The following is a 17288-nucleotide window of genomic DNA, read 5'->3' as shown; positions in this document are numbered from 1 at the left end:
ATTCTGACGGATCGTTAAAAAGTATAGCTGGCGTCAACGCAGGGGCTTGGCCAGAATCCGTGCCCATGGTCTCCACTGCCTTCGTCCACGGTTTCACTTCCACCGCCATGCTCATCATGGCCATCGGCGCGCAGAACGCGTTTGTGCTGCGCCAGGGCTTGCGGCGCGAGCATGTGATGCCCGTGGTGCTGGTGTGCGCGTTGTCGGACGCGGTGCTGCTGCAGGTGGGCGTGTGGGGCATGGGCGGCGTGCTGCTGGCCCGGCCCGAGTGGGCGCAGTTCATGCGTTGGGCGGGGGCGCTGTTCCTGTTGATGTATGCGGCACAGACGGCCGCGCGGGCGTTGCGCCCGGGCCAGTTACTGGTCGCTACCAACGGCCCCGGTACCAGCCTGCGCACCACGCTGGCCACGGTGGTGGCGCTCACCTGGCTCAACCCGCATGTGTACCTGGACACTGTGGTGCTGCTGGGCACCATGGCCACGCCGTACCCGGCCTGGGGGCGTGCGCTGTTTGCCGGAGGGGGCTCGCTGGCCAGCGCGCTGTGGTTCTTGCTGATCGGCCTGGGCGCCCGCTGGCTGGCCCCGTTGTTTGCCACATCGGCGGCGTGGCGGGTGCTGGATGGGGTGACGGCCACCACCATGCTGGTGCTGGCAGGGGTGATGGCTCTAAGCTAAGAAGAATAAGTTCGTTTTCTAAAAGCGCCGCTTGGGGGATAGTCTGGCCATTCAGCATTCTTTGGCGTTTTTGCCTATCCTCCCGCCCATGCGCTTCAAACACCTTCTCCTGGCCGCCGCCGTTGTTGCGGCCCTGCCCCTGGCCGCACAGTCCGCCACCTTCCGCTGGTCCCGCTCGGTGGACATTTCCACCTGGGACATCCACACCCAGAACGTGGGCGTGAACAACACCATGCACGGCGCGGTGTACGACACGCTGGTGGAATACAACAGCAAGACCTTCAAGCCCGAGCCGTCGCTGGCCACCGAGTGGAAGCTCATCAAGCCCACGCAGCTGCGCCTGACCTTGCGCAAGGGCGTGAAGTTCAGCGACGGTAGCGAGTTCACCGCCGACGACGCCAAGTTCTCGCTGGAGCGGGCCAAGGCCAAAAGCTCCAACTTCGCTGTCTACACCCAGGGCATCGACCGTGTGGAAAAGGTCGATGCCTACACCATCGACATCCACTCCGACCTGCCCAACCCCGTGCTGGTGAACCAGCTCACCGAGCTGCGCATCATGAGCAAGGCCTGGGCCGAAAAGAACAAGTCGGTCGAGCCCAAGGACATCAAGACCAAGGACGAGAACTTTGCCCACCGCAACGCGCTGGGCACCGGCCCCTACCAGCTCAAGCAGTGGACGCCCGACCAGCGCGTGGTGCTGGAGCCCAACCCGCACTGGTGGGGCAAGGGCAAGTACCCCACCAACCTGACCGAGATCGTCTACACCCCCATCAAGGCCGACGCCACGCGCACGGCGGCGCTGCTGTCGGGTGAGGTGGACTTCGTGATCGACCCCAGCCTGCAAGACCTGGCGCGCATCAAGCAGACGCCCAACCTGCAGGTGCTGGAAGGGCCGGAGTACCGTACCATCTTCCTGGGCCTGGACCAGTTCCGCGACGAGCTGCCCGGCTCGGACGTGAAGGGCAAGAACCCGCTCAAGGACCTGCGCGTGCGCAAGGCGCTGTACCAGGCCATCGACATCCAGTCCATCCAGCGCGTGGTGCTGCGCGGGCTGGCCCAGCCCACGGGCACGCTGATTGCCAATCAAGTGAACGGCTGGACCAAGAAGGCCGACGTGCGCTACCCCTACGACCCCAAGGCTGCGCAAAAGTTGCTGGCCGATGCGGGCTACCCCAACGGGTTTGAGGTGGATTTTGCCTGCAGCGCGGGCCGCTACATCAACGACGAGCAGCTGTGCCAGGCCATCACCTCGCACTGGGCCAAGGTGGGCGTGAAGGCCAAATTGCGCTCGCTGCCGTTTGCCACCTACTTCCCTATGATCCAACGCAACGAGGCCAGCATCTACCTGCTGGGCTGGGGCGTGCCCACGTTTGACGCGTTCTACAGCCTGCAGTCGCTGGTGCGCTCGCCCGGTGCGGGCGGCGATGGCAACTTCAACCTGGGCCGCTTCTCTGACCCGCAGATGGACGCGCTGATCGAGCGTGTGAAGAAGGAGACGGACACTGCGACGCGCAACGGCCTGATCGAGCAGGCGTTGATCAAGGAGCATGAGCTGGTGTCGCACATCCCGCTGTACAACCAGGTGATTCCGTGGGCGGGTACCAAGAAGGTGGAGATCATCCATCGCGCGGACAACCGCATCGACTGGCGGTATTTGAAGGTGAACTGATCCCCGTCGCAAACAAAAAGCCCCGGTGCTTCTGACCCGAAGCACCGGGGCTTTTTTGCGCCTGCTGAAGGGGCGTATCAGGCCATTGCGCGCTGCACCGCCGGGCGCTGCAGCATGCGCTGCGTGTGTGCAAACACCTTCGGAAACTGGGTTATGTCCACACCGTCGCTGTGCAGCCAGGTGCCAATGGTGAACAGGTAGCCGTCGGCCACCGTGTATTGCTCGCCCATCACCCACGGACCCTGGTCCGCGTTCGGCAGGTAGTGGCTTTCGATGAGGTTGAAACAGTCGGTCATGTTCTGCGGCACCTTGCGCTGCATCGCGGCCTGGGCCTCGGGCTCGTCGGCCCAGCGGCTGGCGCGGGGGCGGTGGGCGTGGGCAATGTGCACGGTGGACGCGAGGTAGCTGTGGAACTCCTGCAGACGCGCAAAGCCGTAGGCGTCGGCGGGCGCCAGGCGCGCTGCGGGAAAGCTCTGCGCCACATAGGCCAGCAGTGCAGGGGTCTCCGTCAGCGTGCCTTGCGGCGTGGCCAGTGCGGGCACGCGGCCCTTGGGGTTCACCGCCAGGTATTCGGGTGTGCGTTGCTGGCCGGCCGCGAAGTCCACGCGCACCAGGTCGTAGGGGGCGCCCGCTTCTTCCAGAGCGATGCGAACGGCCTGCGCGCAGGTGCCGGGGGTGTAGTACAGCGTGAGTTGGGTCATGGTTGATGTGCTATGAATTAAATAGCTGCTTGCGCATATTCCACTTGCGCCTGCAGCCGATATTGCTTGAGATGACTCAGAGCGGCAAACAAAACTCAGCGAAGCGGTTCTGGCTAGGCGCTGTGTCGCAGGCAGTACGAGCAGTACGACAAGACACAGCAACGACGCCAGAAGAGTTTTGTTAGCCGCTCTCAGTACAGGCCGCGTGTGCGCGCCATCAGCCGCACCAGGCCCAGCAAGGCGTCGGTGTGGGGCGTGGGCGTGTGGGTGATCTGCCCCAGCTCGCGCACGGCGCCCACCAGGGCGTCGATCTCCAGGGGCTTGTTCGCTTCCACGTCCTGCAGCATCGAGGTCTTGAACGCGCCCAGCTTGCGCGTGACGGCGTGGCGGTCTTCGGGCTGCTGGTCGATCGGCAGGCCCAGCTTTTCGCCAATGGCCTTGGCTTCCAGCATCACGGCGCTCACAAAGCCGCGCACCAGGTCGTCGTCCAGGATGCGGTCGGTGGTGGCACCCGTCAGGGCACTGATGGGGTTGACCGTGAGGTTGCCCCACAGCTTGAACCAGATGTCTTTCTGGATGGTGGTGCTCACCTCCACATCGATGCCACCGCGCTGCAGCGTGTCGGCCAGTGCTTGCAAGCGCTCGCTGCGGCTGCCGTCGGGCTCGCCCACGATGAGGCGGTTGCCGAAATGTTGTTTGACGAAGCCCGGCGCCTCCAGCGAACAGCTGGTGTGCACCACGCTGCCCAGCACATGGCTCGTCGGGATAGCGCTGGCGATCACGCCGCCCGCGTCCACGGATTCCAGGGCACGCCCCTGCGCCGCGCCGCCAAAGCCGTCAAGGAACCACCACGGCACGCCGTTCATGGCGGTGAGCACGATGGTGTCGGGCCCGATCAGCGGGGCCATGGCACGCGCCACGTCAGGCAGGCCCGGCGCCTTGACGGCGACCACCACCAGGTCTTGCACGCCCAGGGCCGCCGGGTCGTTGTGGGCCGTGACGGCCACCTGCGCCAGCGTGCCGTCGGGGCGGCGCAGGCGCAAGCCATCGGCCTGCAGGGCGCGCAGCGTGTCGCTCCGCGCCACCATGCTGAGGGTGTGGCCTGCCTGCGCCAGGGCCACGCCCAGCCAGCCGCCGATGGCGCCCGCGCCGTAAATACATGCTTTCATGGATGTCTGTCCTTGGGTCTGGAAGAAGAAAAGTTCAGTAGCCTGCGGGCCGGGTGGGGGCGGCGTCTGCCGCGCTGCGGTAGCGTGCCAGCAGCTCCTGCGCAGCGCTCACCAGCAGCATGGTGTCCACGCCCACGGCCACAAACAGCGCCCCGGCCGCCAGCCATTGGCGCGCCTGCGATTCGGTGGTGGCCAGGATGCCCGGCGCCTTGCCTGCACGCAGGATGCGCGCAATGCCGTCGTGGATGGCGGCCTGCACATCCGGGTGCCCCGGGTTGCCGGGGTGGCCCATCGAGGCCGACAGGTCGGCCGGGCCGATGAACACGCCGTCCACACCGGGCGTGGCGGCAATCGCATCGAGGTTGGCCATGGCTTCCTCGGTCTCGGCCTGCACCAGCAGGCAGATCTGCTGGTTGGCCTCGTGCACGTACTGCGGGTAGGCCTGCCAGCGCGACGAGCGGGCCAGCGCACTGCCCATGCCGCGCACGCCTTCGGGCGCGTAGCGTGTGGCGCGCACCAGTTGCTGGGCCTGCTCGGGCGTATCGACCATGGGCACGAGCAGGGTCTGTGCGCCGATGTCCAGGTACTGTTTGATGAGGGCTGTGTCACCCACCGGCACCCGGGCGATGGGGTGGGGCGCCTGCATTCCGGGGGGCAGCGCGCTGGTGGCGCTGGCGATGGCCTGCAGCTGGTGCAGGATGGAGCGCAGGTCGTTGGGCGCGTGCTCGCCATCGACCAGCAGCCAGTCGTAGCCGGTACCCGCGAGGATTTCGGCGCTGTAGCTATTGGCCAGCCCGAGCCAGAGGCCGATTTGCGCCTGGCTTTGCGCCATGGCCTGTTTGAAGCGGTTGGTGGGTGTCTGCAATGTCAACTCCGTGCGGTGCCAAGCCCGCCATCGTACGGGCTGTTGTCTTTGTGTGCGGGGCGGGTCGCTATAGTCGGCTGCCCCTGCTTTTGCGTTCGCCCACCGACACCTGCCATGGCCAAAGAAAAAACCACCTTCACCTGCACCGAGTGCGGCGGCACCAGCCCGCGCTGGCTGGGCAAATGCCCGTCCTGCGGCGCCTGGAACACGCTGATCGAGCAGGTGGCCGAGGCCGGGCCGGGCAAGAACCGCCTGAGCACGCCACAGGGCTACGCGGGCCTGGCCAATGCGCAACCCGTCCTTCCGCTGGCGGCCATCGAGGCCCAGGACGTGGCCCGCACCCCCAGCGGCATCGACGAGCTGGACCGTGTGCTGGGCGGCGGCATTGTGGAAGGGGGCGTGGTGCTGATTGGCGGAGACCCGGGCATTGGCAAATCGACGCTGCTGCTGCAGGCCATGGACGCGCTGCAGCGCGCGGGCCTGCCCACGCTGTATGTGACGGGCGAGGAGAGCGGAGCGCAGGTGGCGCTGCGTTCGCGGCGCCTGGGCATCGACGGCAGCCAGGTGCAGCTGCTGGCCGAGATCCAGCTCGAAAAGATTCTGGCGACCGTGGAGGCCACGCAGCCCGCCGTGGTGGTCATCGACTCCATCCAGACCACCTATTCCGACCAGCTCACCAGCGCGCCGGGCTCCGTCGCCCAGGTGCGGGAATGCGCGGCGCACCTCACGCGCATGGCCAAGGGCACGGGCATCGCCGTGATTCTGGTGGGCCATGTGACCAAAGAGGGCGCTCTGGCCGGGCCGCGCGTGCTGGAGCACATGGTGGACACGGTGCTGTACTTCGAAGGCGATACCCACAGCCAGTTTCGCCTGGTGCGCGCCATCAAGAACCGCTTTGGCGCCGTCAACGAGATTGGCGTGTTCGCCATGACCGAAAAGGGCCTCAAGGGCGTGAGCAACCCCAGCGCCATCTTCTTGAGTCAGCACTCCGAGCCCGTGCCCGGCAGCTGCGTGATGGTGACGCTGGAGGGCACACGCCCCCTGCTGGTCGAGATCCAGGCCCTGGTGGACAGCGGCGGCCCCAGCCCCCGGCGCCTGAGTGTGGGCCTGGACAAGGACCGCCTGGCCATGCTGCTGGCCGTGCTGCACCGCCACGCGGGCGTGGCCTGCATGGACCAGGACGTGTTTGTGAACGCGGTGGGCGGCGTGCGTATCAGCGAGCCTGCTGCCGATTTGGCGGTGATGTTGTCTATCACCTCCAGCCTGCGGGGCAAGGCGTTGCCGCGCGGCTTCCTGGCCTTTGGCGAAGTGGGCCTGGCGGGCGAGGTACGGCCCGCTCCGCGCGGCCAGGAACGCCTGAAAGAGGCTGCCAAGCTGGGCTTCAGCGTGGCCGTGGTGCCCAAGGCCAACGCGCCCAAAAAGCCCATCGAAGGCCTCACCATCCACGCGGTGGAGCGGGTGGAAGAGGCCATGGACGTGGTCCGGGGCTTGTAAACCCCCGTCTACGCAATGCCCACAGCGCTGCGCCTGCGCCGTCGTATGACAATCGGGCCCATGAATTTGCGCAACATCTTGGTGCCCCTGGGGGCGGTGACCCTGATCGGTTTTGGTTTCTCGGCCTATGGCTGGGCGGGCGTGGCGGCGGTCGTGGGCGGGCTGGTCATGTGGGCGCTGCTGCACTTCACGCGACTGGTCAATGTGATGAAGAAGGCCGCCAAGCGCCCCATCGGCTACGTAGGCAGCGCCGTGATGCTGAACGCGCGGCTGGCCGAGGGCGTGAACCTGATGCACGTGGTGGCCATGACGCAGGCGCTGGGCGAGCTGCTGTCGGCCGAAGGGGCCGACCCGGAGATCTACCGCTGGACCGATGGCACCCGCTCGCACGTGACCTGTGAATTTCGTCAGGGCAAGCTGGTGAAGTGGACGCTGGAGCGCCCACCGGCAGACGCTGACACCCCCGCCCAAGGGGCATAGGCCTCGACCTTGTTCCGGCGGGTTTGCTGCGCTGCACGGGCGGGCGGCGGTTCCTGGCGGGCTGGGGGCCCGTAAAATCCTGCTTTTGCGACCCACAGCAACCAAAGGACACCCATGAGCCCCGTAGTTCCCTCGATGGCCGACCGTGACGGCAAGATCTGGATGGACGGCCAGATGGTCGATTGGCGCGACGCCAAGATCCATGTGCTGACCCACACCCTGCACTACGGCTGCGGCGCCTTCGAAGGCGTGCGCGCCTACAACACCGCCAACGGCACGGCGATCTTCCGCCTGGAAGAGCACACCGACCGCCTCTTCAACAGCGCCAAGATCCTGCGCATGAAGATCCCGTTCACCAAGGAAGAAGTGAACGAGGCCCAAAAGGCCGTGGTGCGCGAAAACAAGCTCGAATCCTGCTATCTGCGCCCATTGACCTGGATCGGCTCGCAAAAGCTGGGTGTCTCGCCCAAGGGCAACCAGATTCACCTGATGGTCGCTGCCTGGGCCTGGGGCGCTTACCTGGGTGAGGAAGGCCTCAAGCGTGGCATCCGCGTCAAGACCAGCAGCTACACCCGCCACCACGTCAACATCACCATGACGCAGGCCAAGGCGGTGAGCAACTACACCAACTCCATCCTGGCCAACATGGAAGCCACGGACGACGGCTATGACGAGGCCCTGCTGCTGGACAGCTCGGGCTTTGTGTCCGAAGGCGCGGGCGAAAACATCTTTGTGGTCAAGAACGGCGTGATCTACACGCCCGACCTGTCGGCCGGTGCCCTGAACGGTATCACCCGCAACACGGTGTTCCACATTGCCAAGGACCTGGGCTTGGAGATCGTGCAAAAGCGCATCACGCGCGACGAGGTGTACATCGCCGACGAGGCCTTCTTCACCGGCACGGCCGCTGAAGTCACGCCCATCCGCGAACTCGACCGGATTGAGCTGGGTAAAGAGGACTATGTGGGCTCGCGCGGCCCGATCACCGAAAAAATCCAGAGCGCCTTCTTCGACATCGTGAACGGCCGCAATCCCAAATACGCCCACTGGCTGACGAAAGTGTGACAACCCCCTGAGCCGCTGCGCGGCTTCCCCCTTCTCTCGGCTGCGCAGGGAAGGGAGACGGCGCCAGTGGCCGGGCAAAGCCCGTTCCACGGCGTCCGCTGGCCGAGGACGCGGCCAGTTTCAAGCACCGCACCCCAGAGTGCGCCAAAGAGAACCCAACCCTATGTCACAAGCTACCGTAGAACTCCTGGCCAAAGACCTGAATGCCCAAGGCGGCGTCTTTTGCCCCAGCCCCAAGGCCGACATGAAGCTGTGGAACAGCCACCCCAAGGTGTACCTGGACGTGGCGCGCACGGGTGAAGCCAAGTGCCCGTACTGCGGCACGGTGTACCGGCTGAAGGCCGGAGAGCATGTGCACGCTGGCCACTGACCGGTTGATGGGTTGATGCCAGTTGCAACCGGCGGCGCATCGGTGCCGCCCACGTTGACCGTGGCGGTGCTGACCCTCAACGAGGCGCACCGCATCGAAGCCTGCCTGCAAAGCGCCGCGTTTGCCGACCAGTTGCTGGTGGTAGATAGTGGCAGCACGGACGACACCGTGGCCATTGCCCAGCGCCTGGGCGCGGAAGTCCACAGCTACCCCGACTGGAAGGGCTTTGCCGTGCAGCGCAACCGGCTGCTGGCCCATGCGCGGGGTGACTACATCTTCTTCCTGGATGCAGACGAGGTGATGACTCCGGCGTTCGCCCAGGAGCTGCAGGCCATCGTGCGCTCGGGCGCGCAGGCCGTGTGGACCATCCGCTGGCGCATGGTGGCCTACGGGCACGAACTCAAGTACTTTCGCTCGCAATCGCAGATCGAGCGCCTGTTCGTGCGCGCCATGGTTCGCGAGTTCACGGGCGTGGTGCACGAGCAGGCCGAACTGTTGCCACCGCCGGGCGGTGGTGCCGTGCCGCGCCGCCTGATCCAAGCGCGGCTGCTGCACTACTCGCGCACCACCGTGCGCGGCAGCCTGGAAAAGCTCACGCAGTACGCGATGCTCGGCGCGGCCAAGCGGGCCGCGACCGGCAAGAAGGGCGGCGTGGTGCGCGGCCTGGCCTCGGGCACCAGCATGTTCCTGCGCCTGTATGTGTTCCGCCTGGGTTTTCTGTGTGGCGGGGCCGGTTTTTTGTATTGCCTGTTTGTGGCGCTGGAGGCGTTCTTCCGGTACGCCGCCCTGGAGTACGACCACCAGCAACTGAGTGAGAGCGTGCGCCGTTGACCAAAGCTGACGATCTTTTTGTGCGCCTGTCGGGCGTGGCGGCGTTCATGGTGCCGGGTCTGGCGCTGTGGGTGCGCTCGGGCTACTCTTGGGGCGCGGTGGTGCTGCTGTTGTGCAGCCTGGCCACCGCCGGAGTGTGGATGCGGCGCCGGCCAGGGCGCGATGCCTGGCTGCTTTTTGGTTCCATCGTGGCGATGGGCACGGTCTGGGCTCTCGACTTTGACCCCGCCCAGGGCAGCTGGTCCAACCTGGACCGGCCTGCCAAATACCTGCTGGCGCTGCCGTGCCTGCTGTACGTGCTGGCCTATCCCCCGCGGGTGCGCTGGCTTTGGGCCGGTATCGCGGTGGGCGCTTGCGGGGCGGGCCTGATCGGCATGTACCAGGCCCTGGTACTGCACCTGCCACGCGCCAACGGCTTTACCAATGCGATCCAGTACGGCGGGCTCAGCCTGCTGCTGGGGTTGATGTGCTCGGTGGCACTGCTGGTGCTGTGGGACCGCTGGAAGCCCTGGCAACGCGCGGGCTGGGCGGTGGGCATTCTGCTGGGCCTGGAGGGGTCGCTGCTGTCCGAGTCGCGCGGGGGCTGGGTGGTGCTGCCCATGGCGCTGCTGTTGTGCGTCTGGCTCCAGGGGCGCTCTGGCCAACCCCGCAGGGCCATTGTTGGTGCCGTGCTGGTTGTCTTGGGGGCTGTGGGCCTGATGGCCTTCAAGGCCAACGAGGTGCGCCTGCGCGTGGATGAGGCGCGGCAGGAGATCACGCAGTACGAGTCGCGGGGCGACGCGGCCAGTTCGGTCGGCCAGCGTCTGGCGCACTGGGGCCTGGCCTGGCGCATGGGCCTGGACCGCCCCCTGACCGGCTGGGGCCGCTACGGTTACGAGGCTGAAAAGCAGCGCCGCGTGGCTGCCGGCGAGGCGCACCCGATTGTTTTGCAGTTCAGCCACGCCCACAACGAGCTGCTGGACATCTTTGCCAAGCGCGGCATCCCTGGCGTGGTGGTCTTGCTGATTTTTTATGGGGTGCCGCTGGTGCTGTTCTGGCCCACGCGGCGCCGCGTGTTCCCGGGTGCTGCGGGCGTGCTCGATGCTGAAAGGCTGTGCCTGCGCATGATCGGCGTGCTGCTGCCCGTGTCGTATATTGGCTTTGGCACCACCCAGGTGTTTTTGGGGCACAACAGCGGCACCATGTTCTACCTGTTCATGGGCATGCTGGTGCTGGCCATCCTGCAAGGCCGCGAGCGCCTGCGGCTGCAAACGCCCGGGCAAGCCGCCTCCCTTTCCTGAAGGACCTCTGCCATGCACATCCTGCTGGTCAACAACTCTCCCATCCCGGTGTACGGCTACGGCGGTACCGAGCGAGTGATCTGGGACCTGGGCAAGACGTTGGTGCAGCAGGGCCACCGCGTGAGCTATCTGGTGCCCGAGGGCTCGACCTGCGACTTCGGCCAGGTGCTGCCCATCCGGCCGGACGAGCCGTGGGAGGGGCAGATCCCGGCCGACGTGGACATCACGCACTTTCAGTTCAACCCGCGCTCCGAGCTGTCCAAGCCCTACCTGGTGACTGAGCACGGCAACGCCCGCAAGCCCAAGCCGCTGCCGCGCAACACGGTGTTCCTGTCGCGCGACCACGCGGCGCGTTATGGCTCCAGCGAGTTCGTCTACAACGGGCTGGACTGGGCCGGTTATGGCCCGGTGGACTTTGACCGCCCGCGCTCGCACTACCACTTCCTGGGCAAGGCGGCCTGGGGCGTGAAGAACGTGCGCGGCGCCATCAAGGTGGCCAAGATCGCCGGGGTGGAGCTGGACGTGCTGGGCGGCAACCGCATCAACTTCAAGCGCGGCTTTCGCTGGACGCTGTCGCGCAAGATCCACTTCCACGGCATGGTGGGCGGCACGCAGAAGACGGGCCTCCTCAACGCCTCGCGCGGGCTGATCTTTCCGGTGCGCTGGCACGAGCCGTTCGGGCTGGCGGTGATCGAAAGCCTGTACTTCGGCTGCCCCGTGTTCTCCACGCCTTACGGCGCCTTACCCGAGCTGGTGCCCGTGCACTGCGGCGTGCTGTCAGACCAGGCGTCGGTGCTGGCCGAGGCGGTGCGGGGCAACCGCTTTGACCCGCGCGCCTGCCACCAGCATGTGGTGGAGCACTTTGGCGCCGAGCGCATGGCGCGCAACTATCTGCGCATGTACGAACGGGTGCTGGCGGGCGAAACCCTCAATGCCCAACCACCCATGATCCAGGGCCCGGCGCGCGAACTGCCCTGGAGGCAGTGAAGCCCACCTGAGTCGCCTGCGGCGCCTCGCCCCTAGGGGAAGCCCCCCGTGGCTTGGCAAAGCCCGCTCCACGGTGGCACGGGTTTCACGGCGCGCCAGTTTTTAGCGCCCTGCTCATATCGGGAGGCTACTGCGCGGGTTCTGGGGCGTTTTTGGCCGCAAGCGCTAGTTCAATATGCCCTTGTTGCTATGAAAATGATAGTTATTGGTGGCCGATAGGGGAGTTGCCACGCGGCGCGGTGGCCTGCTGCCACTCCTGGGCCAACAACGCCACCAGCTGCGCCGCTGGCATGGGCCGCACCTGGGCCACCCCCTGGCCTGCCCACAGCGACAGGCAGTCGGCCTGGCCCGCCTGGGCGGCCGCGCGGCGCAGCGCGCCGGTCAGCGCGTTCTGCACGGGGTAGGGCGGCACGGTGGCCTCGTCCGCCTGCAGCGCTTGCATCATGCGGTTGACGATGCCGCGCGCAGGCCGGCCCGAGAAGATCCGGGTGGTGCGCGTGTCGGTGGCCTGGGCGTGGGTCAGGGCCTCGCGGTAGGCGGTGCCAATGGCCGACTCGGGGCAGGTGAGGAATGCCGTGCCCATCTGTACCGCCTGGGCGCCCAGCGCCAGGGCGCCCGCCATGCCGCGCCCGTCCATGATGCCGCCCGCAGCAATCACCGGGATGGACAAGGCCTGCACGCATTGCGCCACCAGCGGCAGCGTGCCCACCATGCTGGCCGCAAAGTCGGCCAATGAAGGCGCCACGCCGGTGGCGCCGGGCTGTGTGGGTGTCAGGAACGTGCCGCGGTGTCCCCCGGCTTCCATGCCCGATGCGCAAACCGCATCCGCGCCCACGGCGGCCCAGGCCTGCGCCTCGGCCAGCGTGGTGGCGGTGCCGATCACGTAGCTGCCTACGGCCTGCAGCCTGGCCACCTGCGCCGCCGTGAGGATGCCGAAGGTGAAGCTCGCCACCGCCGGGCGTGCAGCGACGAGGGCATCGAACTGCGCGGCAAAGTCTTCGCACCACTGGGCGGGCCGCTCGGGCACCAGGCCGAACTCGGCATAGAACGGCGCCAGGCGCTGCAGCGCGGCCTGCACCGTGGCGTCGTCGGGCGTGGGCGTGGCCTGCACAAACAGGTTCATGCCAAAGGGCCGGTCGGTGCGGCGGCGCACTTCGGCGGCGGCCTCGGCCATGGCGGCGGGCGAGCGCATGCCGCAGCCCAGCATGCCCAGGCCACCGGCCTCGGACACTGCGGCGGCCAGGGCAGGGGTGTCCGACCCGGTCATCGGGCCCTGGATGATGGGCAGCGCAAGGCCCAGGGGGGTGGTGAAGGCGGCGGGCATGGGGGCTCCTTGTGCGATCTGTGGAAAAGGGGTCAGGTGGATGCAGTGGGACGGGGCGCTTCGCTGGCGGTCAGGGCGGCGTGCAGCGCGCCCAGCGCGGGCGACTGGTAGCCGCGCCGGCGCACCAGCACTGTGTCGCAGGTGGCCAGGGGCACCAGGCGCAGGGCAGGCGGTTCGCGCATCAGGTCGATCACGGCCTGGGGCACCACCCCCGCACAGCGCCCGGCAGCCACGCAGGCCAGGATGGCGTGGTACGAGGCCAGCTCCAGCACGCGCGGCGGGCTGCCGTCCTTTTGCTGCAGGAAAGTCTCGCCCATGCGGCGGTAGGTGCAGCCGGGGCTGAAGGCGGCCAGGGTGTCCAGCTGCAGGTCCTGGGGCGTGTCCACGGGCGGGTGGTCGGCGGGCAGGGCCAGCAGCAGGGCCTCGGCAAACACGGCGGTGCGCTCCACCGGCGCATCGGTGTCGATGCCCGGCGGAGGCCAGGCCACCAGTGCGCAGTCGAGGGTGTGGGCCAGCACCTGCTCCACCAGCTGGCGCGAGGGGGCGGTGGACAGCTCCAGCACCAGCCCCGGCCACTGTGCGTGCAGCCGGGCCAGCGGCTGGGGAAGGCGTGCGGCGGCCGTGCTTTCCATAGCGCCCAAGCGCAGTCGGCCGCCGGGCTCGCGGGGGTGCACCGATTGGCGCGCTTCTTCGGCCAGCGCCAGCAGGCGGTCTGCATAGCCGCGCAGCGCCTCCCCGGCAGGGGTCAGCACCATGCGCTTACCCTCGCGCAGGAACAGCGTGGCGCCGAGTTGCTCCTCCAGCTGTTGCACGCGTGTGGTCACGTTGGACTGGACGCGGCCCAGCCGCTCGGCCGCGCGGGTGACGCTGCCTTCCTGCGCCACGGCCCGGAAAATTTCGAGGGCGGCAAAATCCATCATGATTCTTGTTATGAGATGATTAATAAAAAATAAATCTCAAAACAGAATCATAGACTGGAAACCGCCCGCATGGAACCGCGCACCGCCCCCCAAGACCGTCCCCTGTCCGTAGCGTTGGCGGGCATGGCCGCGTTGGCGGTGGCGATGGGCGTGGGCCGGTTTGCCTTCACGCCGCTGCTGCCCATGATGCTGCACGACGGCGTGGTCACGCTGGCGGGCGGCAGCTGGCTGGCCACGGCCAATTACCTTGGGTACCTGATCGGGGCGCTGGCCTGCATGGCGCTGCCCTGGGTGGCGCCGCGTGCGCGGCAGCGGTGGCATGCGGCGCGGCTGGCGCGCTGGGGGCTGGCCGCCACGGTGCTGCTTACCCTGGGCATGGCGCTGCCACTGCCGGGCGCCTGGCCCGCGCTAAGGTTTGCGGCAGGGGTGGCCAGTGCACTGGTGTTTTTGAACGTCTCGGTGTGGTGCATGCTGCGGTTGGTGGCGCTGGGCCAGGCTGCGCTCGGGGGTCTGATCTTTTGTGGCCCTGGGCTGGGCATCGTGCTCACCGGGCTGTCGGCCAGCGCCATGGTGGCGCTGCAGTGGCCTGCCGCAGCGGGCTGGGCGGTGTTCGGGCTGCTGAGTGTGGGCTTGTGTGTCGCCATCTGGCCCGTGCTGCAGGGTGTTGCCGCGCCAGCGTCGGCTGCGGCCACCGCACCGGTGGCAGATGGCTCCACCCCCGGCCACGGATTCTGGGCACGCACGGGGCTCGCGCTGGCCTATGGGCTTGCGGGGCTGGGGTATATCGTCACCGCCACCTTTTTGCCCGTGATTGCGCGCGCTGCCTTGCCTGCCGGGTCGCCCTGGCCCGACCTGTTCTGGCCGCTGTTTGGTGCGGGGGTGGCGATGGGCGCAGCGTTGTCCACCCGCACGCCGGCCGCGTGGGACCGGCGCTGGCTGCTGATGGCGGCCTACGTGGTGCAGGCCGGGGCCATTGCGCTCAGTCTGGTGTGGCCGGGGCCTGCGGGGTTTGCGCTGGGCAGCCTGCTGCTGGGCTTGCCTTTCACTGCCATCACCTTCTATGCGCTGCAAGAGGCGCGGCGGGTGTGGCCTGAGGCGGGCGACAGTTTTCCGGGGCTGCTCACGGCCGCCTACGGCATCGGCCAGATCGTAGGCCCGCCCATGGTGGCGTGGATGCTGCACCACGCTGCCACGCAGGGGCAGGGCTTTGTCTACGGGTTGGCCGTGGCGGCCGCAGCGCTCGGTGTGGGTGCGGTGCTGTTTGCCGCCATGGCTTGGCGCTGGCCCCTGGCGCCAAGCCCGGCAGCGCGCTGATTCGCACGCCTGTTCCCTTCTCGATCAGTGCGTGGACGGGGCCAGCGGCAGCGCCAGCACAAAACACGCGCCGCTGTCGCCGTCAGCCCGGTCCTGGCAATGCACGGTGCCGTTATGGCGCCCGGCAATCGACCGCACCAGCGCCAGCCCCAGGCCCACGCCGCCCGCACGCTCGCTGGCGCCCGGCAGGCGGTAGAAGGGCTCGAAGATGCGCTCGCGCTGGCTGGGGGGTACGCCCGGGCCGTGGTCACACACATGCACCTCAGCGCGGCCCTGGCGGCGGTGCACCACCACCGTGATCTCGCCCGTGCTGTAGCGGCGTGCGTTTTCCAGCAGGTTGCGGATGGCCCGGCGCAGCAGCTTGGCCACGCCGCGCACCTCCAGCGAATCGGGGCTGGCGCTCACGTCCAGGTCGGCGTCCACGCGCGCACATTCCTCGGCGGCCAGGCCAATCAGGTCCACCAGCTCCACGGTGCCCACGTCGGCTTCGCGCGCGTCGAGTCGGCTGGCCAGCAGGATTTCGTCCACCAGCTGGTCCAGCTCGGCAATGTTGCGCAGGATCTCTTCGCGGAACGCAGGCGAGGGCTGCTGGCCGCCCATCAGCTCCAGCCCCATGCGGATGCGGGTCAGGGGCGAGCGCAGCTCGTGCGAGGCATTGGCCAGCAGCGACTTGTGCGACTTGACCAGGGTTTCCACACGCTCTGCCGCCGCATTGAACTGGCGTGCGAGGTCGGCCACCTCGTCCTGGCCTTGCTCGGGCACGCGCACCGACAGGTCGCCCTCGCCAAACTTCTTCACGCTGCGCTGCAGCGCCTCCAGCCGCTGCGTGAGGCGGCGGATGATGGGGTACACCCCCACCGCCACTGCCAGGCCCACGATGCCCAGCAGCCACAAGAAGCCGAAGGGCGGCCGGGTCCAGAAAGCGGCCTCGTCCTGGCCGGGGCCACCGGGTCGGCCGCCGTTGCGGCCCATGCGGGGCTGGCGCGGCGCCATCTGCAGGGTGAAGATCTGGCCGTTTTCTGCCTCGATGTGGAATTCCACCACCTCGCCCGGCTCGGACGGCTGGCGTGTGGCCATGCCGCGCAGCACCAGGTTGCCCGACGGGTCGCGCACCGCCATCTCGCGCGAGGGCGGCACAAACGGCTGGTTGTTCTGGGCCTTTTGCTCCTCGGCGATGCGCCAGGCCCAGCCCACGGTGAGCGTCAGCACCGCCATGCCGCCGACCACAGCGAGCCAGATGCGCAGATAAAGGCGGCGGGAGAATGGGTTGGACAGGGACATGCGTGGAGCGGCAGCGCAGGCAGCAGGGGCTGCGTCAGCGATCAATCCTGCTGTTTGGCAAAGACATAACCGACACCGCGCACCGTGAGGATGCGGCGCGGGTTCTTGGCGTCCTGCTCGATGGCCGCGCGAATACGGCCCATGTGCACGTCGATGCTGCGGTCAAACGCCTCCAGCTCGCGGCCGCGCACGGCCTCCATGATCTGGTCGCGGGTGAGCACCCGGCCCGCGCGCTCGGCCAATGCCACCAGCAGGTCGAACTGGTACGAGGTGAGGTCCGCTGCCTGCCCCGCCACGGTCACGGTGCGCGCGTCGCGGTCGATCTCCAGCGTGCCAAAGCGCAGCACCTGGGTGGCAGCGGCCGCACCGCCGCCGTCCGTGCGCCGGCGCAGGATGGCGCGGATGCGGGCCAGCAGCTCGCGGGGCTCAAAGGGCTTGGGCAAGTAGTCGTCAGCGCCCAGCTCCAGCCCGATAATGCGGTCCATGGGGTCGCCCTTGGCGGTGAGCATGAGCACCGGCACCTGCGCCGCGTTGCCCTGCAGCGAGCGGATGCGGCGGCACACCTCCAGCCCATCCATGTCGGGCAGCATCAGGTCCAGGATCACCAAATCGGGCAGCGGCCCGGCATCGGGGCCCTGCAGCTGCGCCAGGCCACTTTTGCCATCGGCGCGGTGCGTGACCTGCAGGCCCGACTGGGCCAGGTACTCGCCCACCATCTGCGCGAGGCGGGCGTCGTCTTCGATCATCAGCAGTTGGGAGCTCATGGGGGCAGTGTAGTAGCTGTATTGTTATGGTGGGGACGCTGCTTCACCCTGTTTTGTCGGAGAGGTAAAGCTACCGTAAAGCTGAGGAGATTCGTACGGA

The 17288-nt window shown here is 67.6% G+C and carries 17 protein-coding genes; 10 read left to right on the top strand and 7 right to left on the bottom strand.

Annotation, left to right across the window (positions count from 1 at the left end; all coding sequences use genetic code 11):
- Positions 1 to 65 precede the first annotated feature (65 nt).
- A complete protein-coding gene (locus ACT531_RS02880) occupies positions 66 to 674 on the top strand; it encodes a LysE/ArgO family amino acid transporter (protein WP_476016400.1) in 609 nt (202 codons plus the stop codon).
- 88 nt (positions 675 to 762) lie between these two features.
- The gene (locus ACT531_RS02875; protein WP_476016399.1) at positions 763 to 2343 is read left to right on the top strand and encodes an ABC transporter substrate-binding protein; all 1581 of its coding nucleotides are present in this window, start codon (positions 763 to 765) and stop codon (positions 2341 to 2343) included.
- A gap of 77 nt (positions 2344 to 2420) precedes the next feature.
- Here ACT531_RS02875 and ACT531_RS02870 read toward each other — a convergent pair whose 3' ends face one another.
- The 3 genes from ACT531_RS02870 to hpaI form a co-directional block, all read right to left on the bottom strand.
- The gene (locus ACT531_RS02870; protein ID WP_476016398.1) at positions 2421 to 3044 is read right to left on the bottom strand and encodes a glutathione S-transferase family protein; all 624 of its coding nucleotides are present in this window, start codon (positions 3042 to 3044) and stop codon (positions 2421 to 2423) included.
- Between the two features lie 191 nt (positions 3045 to 3235).
- Positions 3236 to 4213 (bottom strand): 2-dehydropantoate 2-reductase, encoded by a 978-nt coding sequence (locus ACT531_RS02865; protein WP_476016397.1) that lies wholly within the window; start codon positions 4211 to 4213, stop codon positions 3236 to 3238.
- Positions 4214 to 4247: 34 nt separating this feature from the next.
- Entirely contained in the window at positions 4248 to 5078 is an 831-nt protein-coding gene (hpaI, locus tag ACT531_RS02860) for a 4-hydroxy-2-oxoheptanedioate aldolase (protein WP_476016396.1), read from the bottom strand.
- A 114-nt stretch (positions 5079 to 5192) separates the two neighbouring features.
- Here hpaI and radA point away from each other — a divergent pair, with 114 nt between their 5' ends.
- From radA to ACT531_RS02825, 7 genes are all read left to right on the top strand, one after another.
- On the top strand, positions 5193 to 6572 hold the full coding sequence (gene radA / locus ACT531_RS02855) for a DNA repair protein RadA (RefSeq protein ID WP_476016395.1): 1380 nt from the start codon (positions 5193 to 5195) through the stop codon (positions 6570 to 6572).
- 60 nt (positions 6573 to 6632) lie between these two features.
- Positions 6633 to 7052: a glycerate kinase gene (locus tag ACT531_RS02850; protein WP_476016394.1), complete on the top strand. Its 420-nt coding sequence runs from the start codon at positions 6633 to 6635 to the stop codon at positions 7050 to 7052.
- 114 nt (positions 7053 to 7166) lie between these two features.
- Positions 7167 to 8117 (top strand): branched-chain amino acid transaminase, encoded by a 951-nt coding sequence (locus ACT531_RS02845; RefSeq protein ID WP_295942608.1) that lies wholly within the window; start codon positions 7167 to 7169, stop codon positions 8115 to 8117.
- Positions 8118 to 8280: 163 nt separating this feature from the next.
- Positions 8281 to 8487 (top strand): zinc-finger domain-containing protein, encoded by a 207-nt coding sequence (locus tag ACT531_RS02840; RefSeq protein ID WP_056057299.1) that lies wholly within the window; start codon positions 8281 to 8283, stop codon positions 8485 to 8487.
- A 15-nt stretch (positions 8488 to 8502) separates the two neighbouring features.
- A complete protein-coding gene (locus tag ACT531_RS02835; RefSeq protein ID WP_476016393.1) occupies positions 8503 to 9318 on the top strand; it encodes a glycosyltransferase family 2 protein in 816 nt (271 codons plus the stop codon).
- Complete coding sequence (locus tag ACT531_RS02830) at positions 9315 to 10598, top strand: O-antigen ligase family protein (protein WP_476016392.1); 1284 nt, start codon at positions 9315 to 9317, stop codon at positions 10596 to 10598. Before ACT531_RS02835 ends, ACT531_RS02830 begins: the two co-directional genes overlap by 4 nt.
- Before the next feature lie 12 nt (positions 10599 to 10610).
- Positions 10611 to 11585 carry a glycosyltransferase gene (locus ACT531_RS02825; RefSeq protein ID WP_476016391.1) on the top strand — a complete coding sequence of 325 codons (975 nt, stop codon included), beginning with the start codon at positions 10611 to 10613 and terminating at the stop codon, positions 11583 to 11585.
- A 202-nt stretch (positions 11586 to 11787) separates the two neighbouring features.
- On the opposite strand, the gene ACT531_RS02820 is transcribed toward ACT531_RS02825, so the two are convergent.
- Positions 11788 to 12909 carry an NAD(P)H-dependent flavin oxidoreductase gene (locus tag ACT531_RS02820; protein WP_476016390.1) on the bottom strand — a complete coding sequence of 374 codons (1122 nt, stop codon included), beginning with the start codon at positions 12907 to 12909 and terminating at the stop codon, positions 11788 to 11790.
- Positions 12910 to 12941: 32 nt separating this feature from the next.
- Positions 12942 to 13826, bottom strand: coding sequence for a LysR substrate-binding domain-containing protein (locus ACT531_RS02815; RefSeq protein WP_476016619.1), 885 nt, complete (start codon positions 13824 to 13826; stop codon positions 12942 to 12944).
- 72 nt (positions 13827 to 13898) lie between these two features.
- Between ACT531_RS02815 and ACT531_RS02810 the strand changes: the two genes are divergently transcribed.
- On the top strand, positions 13899 to 15143 hold the full coding sequence (locus ACT531_RS02810) for a YbfB/YjiJ family MFS transporter (RefSeq protein WP_476016389.1): 1245 nt from the start codon (positions 13899 to 13901) through the stop codon (positions 15141 to 15143).
- A 24-nt stretch (positions 15144 to 15167) separates the two neighbouring features.
- On the opposite strand, the gene ACT531_RS02805 is transcribed toward ACT531_RS02810, so the two are convergent.
- Together ACT531_RS02805 and ACT531_RS02800 are read right to left on the bottom strand one after the other, a co-directional pair.
- The gene (locus ACT531_RS02805; protein ID WP_015012130.1) at positions 15168 to 16424 is read right to left on the bottom strand and encodes a HAMP domain-containing sensor histidine kinase; all 1257 of its coding nucleotides are present in this window, start codon (positions 16422 to 16424) and stop codon (positions 15168 to 15170) included.
- A gap of 41 nt (positions 16425 to 16465) precedes the next feature.
- Positions 16466 to 17188 carry a response regulator transcription factor gene (locus ACT531_RS02800; RefSeq protein WP_291446498.1) on the bottom strand — a complete coding sequence of 241 codons (723 nt, stop codon included), beginning with the start codon at positions 17186 to 17188 and terminating at the stop codon, positions 16466 to 16468.
- Positions 17189 to 17288: the final 100 nt, after the last annotated feature.

This window comes from Acidovorax sp. DMC1, assembly GCF_056314325.1.
This window is presented reverse-complemented; position numbering and strand designations above follow the sequence as displayed.

Coding starts and splice junctions, on each gene's coding strand:
- ACT531_RS02880 (WP_476016400.1), top strand. CDS start 66: ATGGTCTCCACTGCCTTCGTCCACGGTTTCACTTCCACCGCCATGCTC.
- ACT531_RS02875 (WP_476016399.1), top strand. CDS start 763: ATGCGCTTCAAACACCTTCTCCTGGCCGCCGCCGTTGTTGCGGCCCTG.
- ACT531_RS02870 (WP_476016398.1), bottom strand. CDS start 3,044: ATGACCCAACTCACGCTGTACTACACCCCCGGCACCTGCGCGCAGGCC.
- ACT531_RS02865 (WP_476016397.1), bottom strand. CDS start 4,213: ATGAAAGCATGTATTTACGGCGCGGGCGCCATCGGCGGCTGGCTGGGC.
- radA (WP_476016395.1), top strand. CDS start 5,193: ATGGCCAAAGAAAAAACCACCTTCACCTGCACCGAGTGCGGCGGCACC.
- ACT531_RS02850 (WP_476016394.1), top strand. CDS start 6,633: ATGAATTTGCGCAACATCTTGGTGCCCCTGGGGGCGGTGACCCTGATC.
- ACT531_RS02845 (WP_295942608.1), top strand. CDS start 7,167: ATGAGCCCCGTAGTTCCCTCGATGGCCGACCGTGACGGCAAGATCTGG.
- ACT531_RS02840 (WP_056057299.1), top strand. CDS start 8,281: ATGTCACAAGCTACCGTAGAACTCCTGGCCAAAGACCTGAATGCCCAA.
- ACT531_RS02835 (WP_476016393.1), top strand. CDS start 8,503: ATGCCAGTTGCAACCGGCGGCGCATCGGTGCCGCCCACGTTGACCGTG.
- ACT531_RS02825 (WP_476016391.1), top strand. CDS start 10,611: ATGCACATCCTGCTGGTCAACAACTCTCCCATCCCGGTGTACGGCTAC.
- ACT531_RS02820 (WP_476016390.1), bottom strand. CDS start 12,909: ATGCCCGCCGCCTTCACCACCCCCCTGGGCCTTGCGCTGCCCATCATC.
- ACT531_RS02815 (WP_476016619.1), bottom strand. CDS start 13,826: ATGGATTTTGCCGCCCTCGAAATTTTCCGGGCCGTGGCGCAGGAAGGC.
- ACT531_RS02810 (WP_476016389.1), top strand. CDS start 13,899: ATGGAACCGCGCACCGCCCCCCAAGACCGTCCCCTGTCCGTAGCGTTG.
- ACT531_RS02805 (WP_015012130.1), bottom strand. CDS start 16,424: ATGTCCCTGTCCAACCCATTCTCCCGCCGCCTTTATCTGCGCATCTGG.
- ACT531_RS02800 (WP_291446498.1), bottom strand. CDS start 17,188: ATGAGCTCCCAACTGCTGATGATCGAAGACGACGCCCGCCTCGCGCAG.